Genomic DNA, 14,754 nt, shown 5'->3' on the forward strand with positions numbered 1-14,754 from the left:
GTGGAGCAGGGTCACGGCGCTGGACAGCGGGAGCAGGCACAACGGCGGGCACAGGAGGCCGGGCTCGCGGCTGCCAGGCTGACCGCGGAGGGGGTCCGGGCGGTCGCGCTGACCTGGGTGGACGTGGCGGGCCTCACCCGCGTCAAGGTGGTGCCGACCACGCGGCTCGCGCAGGTCGCGGCGTACGGCGTGGGCATGTCCCCCGTCTTCGACGTGTATCTGGTGGACGACTCGGTCACCACGAGCCCCCACATCGGCGGCCCCGACGGCGATCTGCGCCTGATCCCCGACCTCGACCGGCTCACCGTGCTCGCCGCGCAGCCGGGTTGGGCGTGGGCGCCGGCCGACCGGTTCGAGCAGTCGGGACGGCCCCACACCGCCTGCCAGCGCCAGTTCGCCCGCCGCATGACCGAGCGGGCCGCCGAGCGCGGCATCGGGCTGCGGATGGGCTTCGAGACGGAGTGGGTGGTCGACCCGCCGCTCGCGGGGCCGGCCTACGGGATGGCGCGGATCGTCGAACGTTCGCAGTACGTGGGTGATGTGCTGGGCGCACTCGAGGCGCAGGGCGTCGAGGTGTTGCAGATCCACCCGGAGTACACGCCCGGCCAGTTCGAGGTGTCGGTGGCCCCGGCCGATCCGGTGGGCGCGGCGGATCTCGCGGTGCTGGTGCGCGAGACGATCCGGGCGGTCTCCCTCCAGCACGGCCTGACCCCGTGGTTCGGTCCCGTCATCGACCCCGAGGGCGTCGGCAACGGCGCCCATCTGCACCTCAGCCTGTGGCAGGACGGCCGCAACCTGTGCCGGGGCGGCGACGGCCCGTCCGGGATGACCGCGACCAGCGAGTCCTTCCTCGCCGGCGTCCTGGACGCGCTGCCCGCGCTGCTCGCCATCGGCGCCCCGAGCCCGGCGAGCTATCTGCGCCTCGCACCCTCGCGCTGGGCGGGTGCCTTCCAGTGCTGGGGGCCCGAGAACCGGGAGGCGGCGCTGCGTTTCGTGCCCGGCCCGCCCGGCGCCGAGGACGCCGCCAACGCGGAGGTCAAGTCGTTCGACCCGGCCGCCAACCCCTATCTGGTGACGGGCGCGGTGATCGCGGCGGGCCTGGCAGGAGTGGACGCGGGGCTGCGGCTGCCCGACCCGGTCGCGGGCGACCCCGTCAACGCCGAAGGCGCCAGGCGGCTGCCCGGCTCACTGCCCGAGGCCGTCGACCACTTCATGGAGTCGGCGACCCTGCGCGAGGCCCTGGGCGACGCGCTCTTCGAGGCGATCGTCGCGGTACGCCAGGGCGACACGAAGCTCTTCGACGGCCGCACACCGCGCGAGATCGCCGAAGCCACGCGCGGGAGGTACTGAGTGCTGCCGCTCGTGGACCACCACTGTCACGGCGTGCTGCGCCGCGACCCCGACGACGCCGCCTTCGAGGCGTTCCTGACCGAATCCGACGCCCCGGCGGCGAACGGCACCAGCTTCTTCGACACCCAGCTCGGCTTCGCGGTGCGCCGCTGGTGCCCGCCGCTGCTCGGGCTCGAACCGCACTGCCCGCCGGGGCGCTATCTGGCCCGTCGCCGCGAGCTCGGCGCCGAGGAGGCCAACCGCCTGCTGCTCTCCTCCACCGGGATCGGCACCTATCTGGTGGACACCGGCCTGCCCGGCGATCTGACCACCCCGGACGAGCTGGCCCGGCTCGGCGGGGCGGACGCGCGCGAGATCGTACGCCTGGAACACCTCGCGGAACGCACCGGTGACAAGGAGCGTGATCCGGACAAGTTTCTGGCGGTGCTGGACGACGCGATCGGTGCGGCGGCGGGCACGGCCGCCGGGTTCAAATCGGTGGTCGGATACCGGTACGGCCTGGACTTCGCGCCCGAACCGCCGGGCGGCGCCGAGCTCCGGGCGGCCACCGCCGCGTGGCTGTCCGGCGGGGCCGGGCGGATCACCGACCCCGTGCTTCTGCGCCATCTGCTCTGGTCGGCGGCCGGGACCGGGCTGCCGCTCCAGATCCACACCGGGTTCGGCGACCCGGACCTCAGGCTGCACCGCTGCGATCCACTGCTGCTCACCGACTTCATCCGCGCGGTGCGCCCCACGGGCTGCCGGCTGATCCTGCTGCACGGCTACCCCTACCACCGGGCCGCGGGCTATCTGGCCCACGTATACCCGCATGTGTACGCGGACGTGGGGCTCTCGCTCGGCCACACCGGGACGCGGGCCACGGCGGTCCTCGCCGAGTTCCTGGAGCTGGCCCCGTTCGGCAAGCTGCTGTTCTCGACGGACGCGTACGGCCTCGCCGAGCTGTACGTGGTGGGGGCCCGGCTCTACCGGGACGCCCTTGACCAGCTCCTGAACGGCTGGACGGGGTCGGGGGCGTGGTCGGAGGCGGACGCCGACCGGGTGGCCGCCCTGGTGTCGGCGGGCAACGCCGAGCGCGTCTACGGCGGCTGAGGCCACGGCGGCCGAGGCGTGAGCACACCGGGGGCGCGGCGCCCCCGGTGGCTCAGACGCCGTCCGGGTCCGCGCGGTCCAGGGCGGGCCGGGGCTTGGGACCGGTCTCGTTGAGGAGGAAGTCGGCGGCGGCGGTGTCGGTGACGAGGCTGGTGACCAGGCCCGAGCGCAGCACCGCGTCGATCGCTGCCGCCTTGCGCTGGCCCCCGGCGATGGCGACGACCTCGGGAATGCGGCGCAGCCGGTCGGCCTCGACGGTGATGCAGCGCTCCCCCAGGTCACGGCCGACCCGGCGGCCCTGGGCGTCGAAGAGGTGTGCGGACATCTCGGCGGCGACACCGAGCGAGGCGTAGTGCGCCCGCTCCTCGTCGCTGAGCATGTCGTGCACGGTGGAGATGCCGGGCTCCCAGGAGCCGATGGAGACCGCCGCGACCGTGACCTTGTCGAAGTACTCGAAGGCGCGGGCGATCCCGGTCTGGTTGCGCAGCGCGGCGGCGGTCGCCGGGTCGGGAAGCAGCATCGGGGCGTAGATGGGGTGGGCCTCGCCGCCGGAGACCTGGGCGGCCCTGCGCACCGCCTCGACGGAGCCGCGCTCGGCGGTGCCCGCGTCGTAGACCCCGGTCAGCTGGACCACCGTGCAGGGCGGAAGCCGGTCGAGGGCGGCGGCCATGTGGATGGTGGAGCGGCCCCAGGCCAGGCCCAGCACATCGCCCTCGCTGACCAGCTCACCGAGCAGATCGGCGGCGACCTCCCCCAGGTTCTCCGGGTCGGGCGAGGTCTCCTCGCCCTCGGCCGGGGACTCCACGACGACCGCGTGCCGCAGCCCGTACCGGGCGCGCAGGGCGTCGGAGCGCTCCGCGTCCAGTTCGGCCGGCACGCGGATCTCGATCCGTACGAGATCGCGTTCCAGGGCGGTCTCCAGGACCCGGGCCACCTTGAAGCGGCTCACGCCGAACTCCTCGGCGATCTGGATCTTGGACTTCCCCTCCAGGTAGAAGCGGCGGGCCATGGCCGCCGCCTGCACCAGCTCCGCGGGTCCCATCCGCAGGGCTGACCGACCCGCCGACATTGCAGACACCGCGATCTCCTCACTGCTGTTCACAACTGCTGTTCACGCACCGGACTCGCTGTTCATCCTGTCAGATGCGACGGTCCTTGATCAGCCCCGGAGGGTTCCGTTCATTCAGTGGCGGCTCAGTGTGCGCACGCCCAGGGCGCGGCCGCCGTCGTCCGTTCAGCCATGGAGCGCAGCGACCGCACCGCTTCGGCGGGGTCGTCGGCGCCGTAGACGGCCGATCCCGCGACGAAGACGTCGGCCCCGGCCTCGGCGCAGCGCTCGATCGTGGCGGCCGAGACGCCGCCGTCGACCTGGAGCCACAGTTCAAGTCCGTGTTTGACGATCAGCTCACGGGTCCGGCGGATCTTGGGCAGCATGATGTCGAGGAAGGCCTGGCCGCCGAAGCCGGGCTCGACCGTCATGATCAGCAGCATGTCGAGTTCGGGGAGCAGGTCCTCGTACGGCTCGATGGGCGTCGCGGGCTTCAGCGCCATCGAGGCGCGGGCCCCCTTGGCGCGGATCTCACGGGCCAGGCGTACGGGGGCGGCCGCGGCCTCCGCGTGGAAGGTGACCGAACCGGCACCGGCCTCCACGTACTGCGGGGCCCAGCGGTCGGGGTCCTCGATCATCAGGTGGCAGTCGAGCGGCGTGCTGGTGGCCCTGCTCAGGGATTCCACGATGGGCACCCCCAGCGTGAGGTTGGGCACGAAGTGGTTGTCCATCACGTCGACATGGAGCCAGTCGGCGCCTTCGACCGCCCGGGCCTCGTCGGCCAGCCTGGCGAAGTCCGCGGAGAGGATGCTGGGGTTGATCTGAGCCATGCCCCAAGCCTCCCATGCCCCGGGCGACTTGCCTGCCACGGTGCGGGCCCCAGCCGGTGCGGATCGGGGCGGGGGCGCGGATCGGGGCGGGCGGTTCGGATCGGGGCGGGCGGTTCGGATCGGGGCGGGGGGTTCGGATCGGGGCGGTGGGGGAGGGAAACGAGTCTCCCCTCCCCCACCGCCCCCACCGGCCGCGCGCGGCCCGGCTCAGGCCGTGCGCCTCAGCAGCGCCAGGTACATCGCGTCCGTGCCGTGCAGATGCGGCCACAGCTGGACGTCGGGGCCCTCGCCCAGGCCCGCGACCCCGGGCATCAGGGGGCGTACGTCGATCCACTCGGCCTCGACTGGCTCGGCGCCGCCGCGCCCCTTGAGGACGTCCTCGACGACGATCCGGGTCTCGGCCAGGTGCGGCGAGCAGGTGGCGTACCCGACGACGCCGCCGACGCGGACCGCCGAAAGGGCCTCGCGCAGCAGCCCGCGCTGGAGCGGGGCGAAGCCGTCCAGGTCCTCGGGGCGCCGGCGCCAGCGGGCTTCGGGGCGGCGGCGCAGGGCGCCGAGGCCCGAGCATGGGACGTCCATCAGGACCCGGTCGAAGGAACCGGGCAGCCACGGCGGGCGGGTGCCGTCGGCCGCGACGACCTGGTAGGGGCCCGGGTTGCCTGCGAGCGCGCGCTCGACCAGGCGGGCCCGGTGCGGCTGCTTCTCGGAGGCGAGCAGGGCCGCGCCGCGCCCGGCGGCGAGCGCCGCCAGCAGGGCGGCCTTGCCGCCGGGACCCGCGCAGCCGTCGAGCCAGAGCTCGTCGCGGCCCTCGATCGGCGCGGCCGCCAGGGCGGCGGCGACCAGCTGGCTGCCCTCGTCCTGGACGCCGGCCCGGCCCTCCCGTACGGCGTCGAGCGCCCCCGGCTCGCCGCCCTCTGCCATGCGCACCGCGTACGGCGACCAGCGGCCCGGCAGCGCGGCCTCCTCGCCGAGCGCGTCGAGGAGTTCGGCGGTGGTGGAGCGGCCCGGGCGGGCGACCAGGGTCACCTCGGGGCGCTCGTTGTCGGCCTCAAGCAGGTCCTCGATGCCGGCCCGGCCTCCGCCGAGCGCGTCCCACAGGGCCGAGACCACCCAGCGCGGGTGCGAGTGGACGACGGCGAGATGGTCCTCCGCGTCCTCCTCGTAGGACGGCGCGACCTTCTCGAGCCAGCCGTCGAGATCGTTCGCGGAGATCTTGCGCAGCACCGCGTTGACGAACTTGGCGCGGCCGTCGCCGAGGACCACCCGGGCCAGCTCCACGCTCGCGGAGACCGCGGCGTGCGTGGGGATCCGGGTGCCGAGCAACTGGTGCGCGCCGAGCGCGAGCACGTCGAGCACCGGCGGGTCGACCTCGCGCAGCGGCCGGTCCACGCAGGCCGCGATGATCGCGTCATAGGTGCCCTGGCGGCGCAGCGTCCCGTAGACCAGCTCCGTGGCGAGCGCCGCGTCCCGGCTGTCGAAGGTGTTGCCGTCCCCGCCCTCGCGCGCCTTGCGGAGCAGCGGGGGCAGGACCAGGTTGGCGTAGGCGTCGCGCTCGTCCACGGCGCGCAGCGCCTCGAACGCGAGGATGCGGACCGGGTCCTTCTTCGGCCGGCGGTAGGGCTTGCCGGCCTTGGCCGCCTTGGGCCGGGCGCTGCTACGTGGCGAATCGTTCACGTGAAAGGTGCTCCGCTGATCAGATGGGGCGAACCCCCTCAGCGTACGTCCGCCGCCCCCACGCGCTCACCCGGGGCGATGCGCACCCCCCGCGCCCAGTCGGCGCCGCGCATCGGCTTCTTGCCCTGCGGCTGGACCCAGAGCAGTTCCACGGCGTGCGAGCCGGTGCCGACGTACACGTTGTTCTTGGCGGCGGACAGTTCGCCGGGGGCGAGGTCGGTGCGATCGGTGACCAGGGCGGCCTGGATCAGCTTGAGGCGTTCGCCGCGGAAGACGGTCCAGGCGCCGGGCGCGGGGGTGCAGCCGCGCACCACGCGGTCCACGCGCAGCGCGGGCGCCGCCCAGTCGACGTGCGCCATCTCCACGGTGATCTTCGGGGCGAGCGAGATGCCCTCGGCGGGCTGGGGCACGGCCTTCAGAGAGCCGTCCTCGATGCCGTCCATGGTGGCGGCGAGCAGGCCCGCGCCCGCGAACGCGAGCCGGGTGAGCAGGTCGCCGCTGGTGTCGGTGGGCCGCACCTCCTCGGTGACCGTGCCGTACACCGGCCCCGAATCGAGCCCTTCCTCGATGAGGAAGGTGGCCGCGCCGGTGATCTCGTCACCGGCCATGACGGCGTGCTGCACGGGCGCCGCGCCGCGCCAGGCGGGCAGCAGCGAGAAGTGCAGGTTGACCCAGCCGTGCGCCGGGATGTCCAGGGCGACCCGGGGAAGGAGCGCGCCGTAGGCCACGACCGGGCAGCAGTCCGGCGCGATCTCCCGCAGCCGGGCCAGGAACTGCTCGTCCCGTGGCTTCGCGGGCTTGAGCACCTCGATGCCGGCCTCCTCGGCCCGCTCGGCGACCGGGCTCGCCACCAGACGCCGGCCGCGGCCGGCGGGAGCGTCGGGCCGGGTGACGACCGCGGCGACCTCGTGCCGGCCGGATGCGATCAGGGCGTCCAGGGCGGGGACGGCGACCTCGGGGGTGCCTGCGAAGACGAGCTTCACTGGGGGTTACCTCGCTTTGTCGAGAGCAGCGTCTCAGTCTATGGGCCGGTGGCGTGGGGGCGGACGCGCAGGTGCCGGCCCGGGCCCGGGTGGACGCGCGGGCGCCACGCGGGTGCCGGCCGGGGCGGCCGGCGGGCGGGGTCGTTCCGCCGGGCAGGGGCGCATGAGTACGCGTGCGCCCTGTGCATATGCCCATACGCCCCCGCAGCGTGACCACAACAGCGGGTAGCGCGTTGGTCAAGAGAGATTGACCCCGACCGGGCCGCATGTGCGGCCCGGCGACCGTTCAGCACCCGCTCCACGTCAACACGGCACAACTCCGCACTACTCGGTATCAGTACGTTCACGCCGTTTACACCATTTCCATCCTCCCTTTTCATCGCCGGTTCGAGAGGCTTGCTCATGGCCGACCACGCAACCCACGACGCCCAAGCGCGGGCCAGCCTGCACCTGTTGGTGCGGGACATCGAGCGGGTCCGCCGGCAGGTGGACGCACTGCGCACCCTCACCGCGCAGCTGGGCAACGTCTACCGCCCGCGCCGCTCCGGCCCCTCCACGGGCTTCGTCGTGTACGGGCGCGCCCCCGCGCCGACCGTACGGCTCGCCCAGGAGCTGCGGGACAGCGTCGAGACGCTGGTGACCGCCGCCGTCGACTTCGACCGCTCCCTCGGCTTCTCCTGGGACGCGGTGGGCTCCGCGCTCGGCGTCACCAAGCAGGCGGTGCACCGCCGTTACGGGTCCCGCCGGGCGACCGCCCCCGCGGCGGCCCAGGCCGAGGCGGAGCGCCCGGACGAGACCTCGGTGACCCGCACCCTGCCGCCGCTGCCCCCGATGTCCCCCATGCCCGCGGTCCCCGCCGCCCGTTCGATGCCGCCGCAGCCCACGGCGGGCAGCCAGGCCCTCCGCGAGGAGGTCCGCACCAGCGCGTTCCCCGGCCCCCGCAACGGCTGATCCGCTCCTTACCCCCTAGCCCCCTGCCTCCTACGCCCTGCGCCTTCCGCCCCTTCGTGCCCTCGCGTCCGTACGCGCCTTCGCGAGGGCACAGCCATGTGCGGTGGCCTGGCGGGGGCGCGGGGACTTGGCAGCGGTCGGCGGGGCCCGGACGGCGGCGACGGCCCGCTGGGGGCCGCTCGCTCAGCCTCAGCCGATGTCCGGCGGGTCGATCCTGATGCGGACCGGGTCGCCACCGCCCCGGGCGAGCCGGGCGGCCTGGGCGGCCTTGAGGGCGGCGGCCAGGGCCGCGCCGCTGCCCGGCGGCACCCGCAGCAGCACCCGCTCCCACTGCTCCCCCACCGGCGGATCGCCGGGCCTGCGCGGCCGGCCGGGGTCGGCGAGCGGAAGCGGGACCGGACCCAACACCTGCGCGTCGGGCGGCAGTTGGGCCGACCGCACGAACGCCTCGACCGCTTCGGGGCGGCCGATGGCCTCGGCCATCCGCGAGACCGGCGGGAACCCGAGCTCGGCCCGCTCGGCCAGTTCGCGCAGGGCGTGGCCCACCGGGTCCCAGCGGACCAGCGCCTGCACGGGGCGCAGCGTGGGCTCGGCCACCACGACCACCGTGCCGCCCTCGTCCTGTCCGCGCACAAGCGAGGCCGCCGTGATCCAGCGTCGCAGGGCGTCCTCGCCTGCCCTGAGGTCGGGCCGGCCCAGCATCGCCCAGCCGTCCAGGAGCAGCGCCGCCGCGTAGCCGCCCTCGGCGACCGGCTCGGCGCCGGGGGTGGACACCACGAGCGCGGGCTGTGCGGGCACCGCGTCCAGGACGTGGTCGCGCCCCGAGGTGCGCACCGGTACGGCGGGGAAGGCGCGGCCCAGCTCCTCGGCGGTGCGCCGGGCGCCGACGATCTGGGCCCGCAGCCGGGTCGCGCCGCACTCCGCGCAGTGCCAGTCGGCCTCCGCCGTGCCGCACCAGGCGCACCGCAGCGCGTGCTCGTCCGGCGCCTCCAGGGGGCCCGCGCAGCGGCCGCACCGGGCCTGCGTCCGGCAGCGGGCGCAGGCCAGCCGCGGCGCGTATCCCCTTCTCGGCACCTGCACGAGGACGGGCCCGCTCTTCAGGCCCTCCCTGACGGCCTGCCAGGCGAGGCTCGGCAGCCGGGCCGCGCGCGCCGCCTCGTCGCGGGCCAGTTCCCCGTCGCCGACAGTGCGCACGAGGGGGGCCGCCGCCCGCGCCACCGTGCGGTCGGCGGCCAGGGGCGCGGCCCATCCGCTCTGCACCAGCTGCGCGGCCTCGACCGTGCAGCTCGTACTGCCCAGCAGGAAGGCGCACTTGTCCTGGGTGGCCCGCAGTTCAAGGACCTCCCGTACGTGCGGGAAGGGGGCGTTGTCGTCGCTGTGGCTGGCGTCGCCGTCCTCCCAGACCACGACGAGGCCCAGCTTCTGGACGGGCGCGAACATCGCGGCCCGGGTGCCGACCACGGCCCGCACCGCGCCCCGGCTCACCGCGAGCCACTGCCGGTAGCGCCGCTCGGGGCCGGACTCGGCGGTGAGCAGCGCGTGCCGGCCCTCGCCGAGCAGCGCGGTCAGCGCCGCGTCCACACGGCTCGCGCTCCGGCCGTCCGGTACGACGACGAGTGCGCCTCGGCCCGATGCGAGCGTGGCGGCGACGGCCCGCGCGATCTCGTGCGCCCAGTGGGGCCCGGGCAGCGCCGTCCACACCGCGCGGGGCGCCGCTCCGCTCGCCAGCGCGCTCAGGAACGCGGGCCCCTGCTGGTACCGCTCCCAGGTCCCGGCCGCCGGCTCGGCGGGCGGCGGGGCAGGGTCGGGTGACGGTTTGGCCTCCGCTCGCGCGTTCCTCGGCGGCACGGCGAGCTGGAGCACGTCGGCGAGGCTGCCCGCGTACCGGTCGGCCACGGCCCGGGCCAGGGACAGGGTGCCCGGGCTGAGCACGCGCTCGGGCGAGACGACGCCGGCCAGCGCGGCCAGCGGGCCCGTGTAGTCCGTCTCGGCGCGCCGCTCGACGAGGAACCCGTCGATCAGACCACCGCCCTCGCGGCGCCCGCCCCGCACGTTGCGCGCCCCGGCCCCGAACCGCACCCGCACCCGCACGCCGGGCTGCGCGTCGGCGTCCAGCTCCTCGGGCACGGCGTAGTCGAAGAACTGATCGAGGTGCAGCACTCCCTTGTTCACCACGACCCGGGCGATGGGCAGCTCCTTGGCGAGCGCGGCCCCCCGCCAGGTGCGCGGCTTGGCCTTGGGCACCTTGGCCCTGCGCACCGTCTCCCGAATGAGCGCAAGCTGCTCCGGCCCCGCGCCCCCGCCCCGCCGTTCGTCCTCGCCGCTCACAGCCAAATTCCTACCAGACAGGACTGACAGCCCCATGCCCGCCGACCCCGCCGGGATCATTCCGCCCGAGGCCGGCGCCGGTCATGACCGCGCCCTGTTGCGGGGCACAAACGAAGGCCCCGGACCAGTTCGACGCTCGAACGGTCCGGGGCCCTGCTTCGGGTGCTGTGTACTACAGCCCCGCGGCCGTCCTCAGCGCCTCCACCCGGTCCGTGCGCTCCCACGTGAAGTCGGGGAGTTCGCGGCCGAAGTGGCCGTACGCGGCGGTCTGGGCGTAGATCGGGCGGAGCAGGTCGAGGTCGCGGATGATCGCGGCCGGGCGCAGGTCGAAGACCTGGGTGATGGCCGTCTCGATCTTCTCGTTCTCGATCGTGTTCGTGCCGAACGTCTCGATGAACAGGCCCACCGGCTCGGCCTTGCCGATCGCGTACGCGACCTGGACCTCGCAGCGCGCCGCGAGCCCCGCGGCCACGACGTTCTTGGCGACCCAGCGCATCGCGTAGGCGGCCGAGCGGTCCACCTTCGACGGGTCCTTGCCGGAGAAGGCGCCGCCGCCGTGGCGGGCCATGCCGCCGTACGTGTCGATGATGATCTTGCGGCCGGTCAGGCCGGCGTCGCCCATCGGGCCGCCGATCTCGAAGCGGCCGGTGGGGTTCACCAGGAGGCGGTAGGCGTCGGTGTCCAGCTTGATGCCGTCCTCGACGAGCTGCTTGAGGACGTGCTCGACGACGAACTCGCGGATGTCCGGAGCGAGCAGCGACTCCAGGTCGATGTCGCTGGCGTGCTGCGTGGAGACGACCACCGTGTCGAGGCGGACGGCCTTGTCGCCGTCGTACTCGATGGTGACCTGGGTCTTGCCGTCGGGGCGCAGGTAGGGGATGGTGCCGTTCTTGCGGACCTCGGTCAGGCGGCGCGAGAGCCGGTGCGCCACGTGGATCGGCAGCGGCATCAGCTCGGGCGTCTCGTCGCAGGCGTACCCGAACATCAGGCCCTGGTCGCCCGCGCCCTGCTTGTCCAGCTCGTCCTCGTCGCCCTCGACGCGCTTCTCGTACGCGGTGTCGACACCCTGGGCGATGTCAGGGGACTGGGCACCGATGGATACCGACACGCCGCAGGAGGCGCCGTCGAAGCCCTTCTTCGAGGAGTCGTAGCCGATTTCCAGGATCTTGTCGCGGACCAGCTGGGCGATCGGCGCGTAGGCCTTGGTGGTGACCTCTCCGGCCACGTGCACCTGGCCCGTGGTGATAAGGGTCTCCACGGCCACGCGCGAGGCCGGGTCCTCGCGCAGGAGCGCGTCGAGGATCGTGTCGCTGATCTGGTCAGCGATCTTGTCGGGGTGACCTTCGGTCACTGACTCCGAGGTGAAGAGACGACGGGACACAACGCTCCCTGGGGTTGCAGCGGCTGCTGGCTGATCATGGTAGGTCGCGCCGGGAGCTGCGCCCGGCGGCGTTCCGGGACCAGTTTATCGGTCGGTTCTGTCCGTTGGACCACGTGTCTCGCTCTGTGGAGTCCGGCAATCTCCGAATCTGGTCGTCCCGGGAGCTCGCGCGGACGCGGTCCGGTGCCCGCAAGGCCCGGGAGGCCCGGCCCGACACCGGGTCGCGAGGGGCTGAGACGGTCCTGGGGCGTGTCCCCGGATTGTCCGAAACGCGGGCCCACCGCATCCCACACCAGGTCCGAAAGCGCCTCTTTCGGACCGTACGGCACCGGCGTCTCCGATCCGTCGGCGCCCAGGATGACGGCCTCGTTCTCCTCGGAGCCGAACGTCTTGCGCTCGCCGACCTCATTGACGACGAGCAGGTCGCAGCCCTTGCGCCGGAGCTTGAGGCGGCCGTTGGCCAGGACGTCGTCGGTCTCGGCGGCGAAACCGACGATCACCTGGTCCGGGCGGGCCCGGTGGGCGGAGATCTCGGCCAGGATGTCCGGATTGCGCACCAGTGTGAGCGGGGCGGGCTCCTCGCCGTCCTTCTTCTTGATCTTTCCGGCGGCGTACGTCCCGGGCCGGAAGTCCGCGACCGCGGCCGCCATCACGACGGCGTCGGCGTCCGCCGCCGCCGTCAGGACCGCCTCGCGCAGCTCTACGGCGGTGCCGACGCGGACCACGTCGGCCCCCGCCGGGTCGGGAAGCCGGGTGTTCGCCTCGATCAGGGTGACCCGGGCCCCCCGGGCGACGGCGGTCCGCGCGAGGGCGTACCCCTGCTTGCCGGAGGAGCGGTTGCCGAGGTAGCGCACGGGGTCCAGCGGCTCGCGCGTGCCGCCCGCGCTGATCACCACGTGCCGGCCGGCCAGGTCGCGCTCGGTACTCCCCCGGGCGAGTACCCGGCGGCACACCTCGAAGAGCTCGCCCGGGTCGGGCAGCCGGCCCTTGCCGGTGTCGACGCCGGTCAGGCGCCCCACGGCGGGCTCCACGACGACCGCGCCCCGGCGGCGCAGCGTGGCCACGTTCTCCTGGGTGGCGGGGTGCTCCCACATCTCGGTGTGCATCGCGGGCGCGAAGACGACGGGGCAGCGCGCGGTCAGCAGCGTGTTGGTGAGCAGGTCGTCGGCGAGGCCGTGGGCGGCCTTGGCGAGCATGTCGGCGGTGGCCGGCGCGACGATCACGAGGTCGGCGCCCTGTCCGATGCGCACGTGCGGCACCTCGTGGACGTCCGACCACACCTCGGTGGAGACGGGGTGGCCCGAGAGCGCGGACCAGGTGGCCGCCCCGACGAAGTGGAGCGCCGACGCGGTCGGCACCACCCGTACGTCGTGGCCCGACTCGGTCAGCCTGCGCAGCAGTTCGCACGCCTTGTAGGCGGCGATGCCGCCGCTGACCCCCAGAACGACCTTCGGCTCGGCCATCGCAAAACTCGCCTCTCCCCGCGCGCTGTCACCTTGACTGCGTGTGTGTACCCATGACACACCACAGGCCCGGCAGTCGCGCTGCCGGGCCTGTGGTGGAACGTTCTTTCGCTTGCGCGCCGCCTACTGGGCGGGGCCCTCGATGGCCTCCGAGGTCAGCAGACCGGCGTTGATCTCGCGCAGCGCGATCGAGAGCGGCTTCTCGTGGACGTGGGTGTCCACCAGCGGGCCGACGTACTCGAGCAGGCCCTCACCGAGCTGCGAGTAGTACGCGTTGATCTGGCGGGCACGCTTGGCCGCGTAGATCACCAGGCTGTACTTCGAGTCGGTTGCCTCAAGGAGCTCATCAATCGGAGGGTTGATGATGCCCTCGGGCGCGGTAATGGAAGAGGACACTCTCTGCCTTCCGATGGGGATCGAAGATGTGAGGCGGTGAGCGAGCCGGCCGGCGTCACGTAGGTGACGTCATACGACTCGATCAAACAACTCGCACCAAGGCTAGCAGCTCGCGGGCCACGTCCTCGACCGAGGTGTTGACGAGCGTGGTGTCGAACTCGGCCTCGGCGGCCAGCTCCACCTTCGCGGCGGCGAGCCGGCGCTCGATGACGTCGGGCGCCTCGGTGCCCCGGCCGGTGAGCCGGCGCACCAGTTCGTCCCAGCTCGGCGGCGCGAGGAAGACGAGCTGGGCCTCGGGCATCGACTCGCGGACGAGCCGGGCGCCCTGGAGGTCGATCTCCAGGAGGACCGGCTCACCCGCTTCGAGGCGTTCCAGGACGGCCGCGCGCGGGGTGCCGTAGCGGTTGCCCGCGAACTCCGCCCACTCCAGGAGTTCACCGTTGGCGACGAGCTTGTCGAACTCCTCGTCGTCCACGAAGAAGTACTGCACGCCGTGGCGCTCGCCGGGGCGCGGCTTGCGGGTCGTCGCCGACACCGAGAGCCAGACCTCGGGGTGGACCTTGCGCATATGAGCGACGACCGTGCTCTTGCCGACCCCGGAGGGGCCGGAGAGCACGGTCAGCCGCGGACGTGCGTCCGGGGGTACGGGGGTGGTCCCCCGGAGTGTTGCTGCCATGCGGCGATTATTCCAGCTTCTCGGGTATGCCCGAGACGTCAGGCCCCGGAGCCGCCGAACTCGCGCTCAAGGGACGCGATCTGGTTGGAGCCGAGCCCCCGCACGCGGCGGCTCTCGGAGATGCCGAGCCGCTCCATGATCTGCTTGGCACGGACCTTGCCCACGCCGGGCAGGGACTCAAGGAGGGCGGAGACCTTCATCTTCCCGATGACGTCGTTCTCCTGGCCCGACTTGATGACCTCGTGGAGCGAGGCGCCGGAGTGCTTGAGTCGATTCTTGACCTCGGCCCGCTCCCGGCGAGCCGCGGCGGCCTTTTCGAGCGCGGCTGCGCGCTGTTCAGGGGTAAGGGGCGGAAGAGCCACGCCTACGTCACCTCGGATGTCGAACTGTCGGATACGGACCGGTGAGGAACCTGATCGCTCCACACCAGGTGAGCAGCGTCCTCCGTACTCGCGCACGTGCTCGTCTGCTCTCGTCGGAGACTAGCGGCCAAGGCCGCTCCAGTCAGCGAGAACAAGCGAAAAGTCCTGGTCAGCCTCAGCTGATCAGGACTTTTCAGACAAAACACCCTGGTTTTACGTAAGG

12 protein-coding genes and 1 pseudogene are annotated in these 14,754 nt (G+C 73.4%); 3 read left to right on the forward strand and 10 right to left on the reverse strand.

Annotated features, from left to right (window positions below; translation table 11 throughout):
- On the forward strand, positions 1-1,350 hold the full coding sequence (locus ABR738_RS08110) for a type I glutamate--ammonia ligase (RefSeq protein WP_350229295.1): 1,350 nt from the start codon (positions 1-3) through the stop codon (positions 1,348-1,350).
- Positions 1,351-2,439 (forward strand): amidohydrolase family protein, encoded by a 1,089-nt coding sequence (locus ABR738_RS08115; RefSeq protein WP_350229296.1) that lies wholly within the window; start codon positions 1,351-1,353, stop codon positions 2,437-2,439.
- A gap of 52 nt (positions 2,440-2,491) precedes the next feature.
- Here the strand turns inward: ABR738_RS08115 and ABR738_RS08120 are convergent, their stop codons facing one another.
- The 4 genes from ABR738_RS08120 to fmt form a co-directional block, all read right to left on the reverse strand.
- The gene (locus ABR738_RS08120) at positions 2,492-3,541 is read right to left on the reverse strand and encodes a sugar-binding transcriptional regulator (protein ID WP_350229297.1); all 1,050 of its coding nucleotides are present in this window, start codon (positions 3,539-3,541) and stop codon (positions 2,492-2,494) included.
- Between the two features lie 92 nt (positions 3,542-3,633).
- The gene (rpe, locus tag ABR738_RS08125; RefSeq protein WP_350229298.1) at positions 3,634-4,317 is read right to left on the reverse strand and encodes a ribulose-phosphate 3-epimerase; all 684 of its coding nucleotides are present in this window, start codon (positions 4,315-4,317) and stop codon (positions 3,634-3,636) included.
- A gap of 207 nt (positions 4,318-4,524) precedes the next feature.
- Entirely contained in the window at positions 4,525-5,991 is a 1,467-nt protein-coding gene (locus ABR738_RS08130; protein ID WP_350229299.1) for an RsmB/NOP family class I SAM-dependent RNA methyltransferase, read from the reverse strand.
- Between the two features lie 38 nt (positions 5,992-6,029).
- Positions 6,030-6,974 (reverse strand): methionyl-tRNA formyltransferase, encoded by a 945-nt coding sequence (fmt, locus tag ABR738_RS08135; RefSeq protein WP_350229300.1) that lies wholly within the window; start codon positions 6,972-6,974, stop codon positions 6,030-6,032.
- 402 nt (positions 6,975-7,376) lie between these two features.
- Between fmt and ABR738_RS08140 the strand changes: the two genes are divergently transcribed.
- The gene (locus ABR738_RS08140; RefSeq protein ID WP_350229301.1) at positions 7,377-7,925 is read left to right on the forward strand and encodes a hypothetical protein; all 549 of its coding nucleotides are present in this window, start codon (positions 7,377-7,379) and stop codon (positions 7,923-7,925) included.
- 189 nt (positions 7,926-8,114) lie between these two features.
- On the opposite strand, the gene ABR738_RS08145 is transcribed toward ABR738_RS08140, so the two are convergent.
- The 6 genes and pseudogenes from ABR738_RS08145 to ABR738_RS08170 all read right to left on the reverse strand — a co-directional run bounded on the left by ABR738_RS08145 (position 8,115) and on the right by ABR738_RS08170 (position 14,531).
- Positions 8,115-10,253, reverse strand: coding sequence for a primosomal protein N' (locus tag ABR738_RS08145; protein WP_350229302.1), 2,139 nt, complete (start codon positions 10,251-10,253; stop codon positions 8,115-8,117).
- Positions 10,254-10,425: 172 nt separating this feature from the next.
- Entirely contained in the window at positions 10,426-11,634 is a 1,209-nt protein-coding gene (metK, locus tag ABR738_RS08150) for a methionine adenosyltransferase (protein WP_350229303.1), read from the reverse strand.
- Between the two features lie 263 nt (positions 11,635-11,897).
- A pseudogene (gene coaBC / locus ABR738_RS08155) lies at positions 11,898-13,097 on the reverse strand (bifunctional phosphopantothenoylcysteine decarboxylase/phosphopantothenate--cysteine ligase CoaBC); the annotation flags it as partial.
- Positions 13,098-13,220: 123 nt separating this feature from the next.
- Positions 13,221-13,493 (reverse strand): DNA-directed RNA polymerase subunit omega, encoded by a 273-nt coding sequence (rpoZ, locus tag ABR738_RS08160; protein ID WP_005319902.1) that lies wholly within the window; start codon positions 13,491-13,493, stop codon positions 13,221-13,223.
- An 82-nt stretch (positions 13,494-13,575) separates the two neighbouring features.
- Positions 13,576-14,169 carry a guanylate kinase gene (gene gmk, locus ABR738_RS08165; RefSeq protein WP_350229304.1) on the reverse strand — a complete coding sequence of 198 codons (594 nt, stop codon included), beginning with the start codon at positions 14,167-14,169 and terminating at the stop codon, positions 13,576-13,578.
- A 38-nt stretch (positions 14,170-14,207) separates the two neighbouring features.
- Positions 14,208-14,531, reverse strand: a complete 324-nt coding sequence (locus ABR738_RS08170) for an integration host factor (RefSeq protein ID WP_053724505.1) — start codon at positions 14,529-14,531, stop codon at positions 14,208-14,210.
- Between the last annotated feature and the right edge of the window lie 223 nt (positions 14,532-14,754).

The sequence above is a fragment of the Streptomyces sp. Edi4 genome, from assembly GCF_040253615.1.
GTDB lineage: Bacteria > Actinomycetota > Actinomycetes > Streptomycetales > Streptomycetaceae > Streptomyces.